Genomic DNA, 1,679 nt, shown 5'->3' with positions numbered 1-1,679 from the left:
TCAAGTATTCACGAAAGTTGAAACCATCTTTTGAGCTAGCCAATTGCCAGACTTAGGCAACAAGATACCTGTTGTCTCAATAAATCCTGTAGTGGTGAATCAAACCGAGCTAAAAACTTGAGGATGAATCCCTAAAATATCCCCCGAACACTTCGCCACTATCCCACGCAGATCGACTTTGACAATAGGTATAACGCTAAAAAACCAGATTTTTCGATGCTGCCAAATTTGGCCGATCGGGCAAACAAGTGAAAGAAAGCTGGTTTTTGCCTAAGTCCTAAAATAGCAAGCAAACAGAAAGTGGGAAAAACCTGACAATCTAGAAAAGGAGAAAAATTGTGAAAATCTTCAAATTTGTTTTAGTCCTCTTGGTAATGGTCGCCAATTTAGTATTCGTTCCTCCCTCCTGGGCCGACGCTCCAAAAACGCCGAGATATGCGAGCAATCCCGACTACATAGAGGTGACTGAAGCTCTGAACACTCTCAAGGCAGCGAAAGACGCACCCGATACCCAGAATTATACCCCTGAGGAACTCCGGAAAAAAATCGCTCAATTGGAGTTTCAAAAATACACTTTAGAAACGGGAAAACCTTGGGGTCAGTGCCGCAACGAAACCGGAAAAACCCTGGCTGTCTACGGCCCGAAACACAAAAAAGCAGCGGAATCTTCTTACGAGAATGCCCTTTATTTTCTAGCTGACGGCCAAACAACTGAACATAAATGGGATTGCGATGGAATTTATCTGCCCAGCGATGTTAATGCAACCGATTTAAGGTCAGCAGATCAACCTTCACAACAATTGACCGGCGGTCTAGCTGTTAAGATAGTTGACGGAACTCAAGTTGTAGCGAGAGCTAATCCCGATACGGCGGCTGTAGAATTCAACGTTCCTACTGCTAAAATTTTCCAGCCTGGGGATGCGAATTGGTTTGTTCCTGATGTGACTCAGGCTTACATAGATTCGCAACTTCCCAACGCACCTACTGAGGAAAATGATTAGTTTTGGTGTTGTAATATCATTTCCGGTTACACCGGAATGATGTTGACTGTTGACTGTTGACTGTTGACTGTTAACTGTTGACTGTCAACAGTCAACAGTTAACTCGAATTTACTATTCCGATGCTAACGGATTTGATATAATGCGATCGCCTGTGTAAAGCCCGTTGCAACGCCACATCCCGCCGGGGATCGCTCCCCCGGCGGATAATCCGTCCCAGCGAAAATATATCGGTTTCCCTTCTTAATTTGGCCTTAAAATTAAAAGGTTCATCTATGCTATTAAATTGGAAATCCACGAAAGAAAATACAGAAAAGACTAAGCGACCAAATCCGTCGCGGGTGCGGGATCACTTGGCAAACGAGCGCACTTATTTAGCATGGATGCGGACAGCAATATCGCTGATGGGTTTTGGCGTAGTTATCGTGCGCCTTCGCGCCTTCCATCCCCCTCTGCTGCCAACTCCGGGCAATGGTTGGAAGTTGGGTTTGCTTTTTTCAACCGTCGGTTTGCTGACGGTGCTATTATCAACTAAGCACTACTTCGGCGTCCGCCACGATATCGATTACGATACTTATGAACCTACCGATCGCTGGGTAATTCTTTTCAGCCTCGCGATCGCCATCCTAGGGGCGGGCGTAATTTATTATATGTTCACCGTTCCTTCTAGCTTAGAAGGT

General features: G+C 45.3%; 2 protein-coding genes. Both read left to right on the top strand.

Annotated features, from left to right (window positions below):
* Positions 1–338: 338 nt before the first annotated feature.
* Positions 339–1,001 (top strand): hypothetical protein, encoded by a 663-nt coding sequence (locus ACUVJL_RS27850; protein ID WP_445248807.1) that lies wholly within the window; start codon positions 339–341, stop codon positions 999–1,001.
* A gap of 273 nt (positions 1,002–1,274) precedes the next feature.
* A partial coding sequence (locus ACUVJL_RS27845; RefSeq protein WP_445248806.1) for a YidH family protein occupies positions 1,275–1,679 on the top strand: 405 nt, incomplete at its 3' end.

The sequence above is a fragment of the Microcoleus sp. OTE_8_concoct_300 genome, from assembly GCF_031383065.1.
Classification (GTDB): Bacteria; Cyanobacteriota; Cyanobacteriia; order Cyanobacteriales; family Microcoleaceae; genus Microcoleus.
The sequence above is the reverse complement of the archived record's forward strand: the minus strand, read 5'-3'. Positions and strand labels throughout refer to the sequence as shown.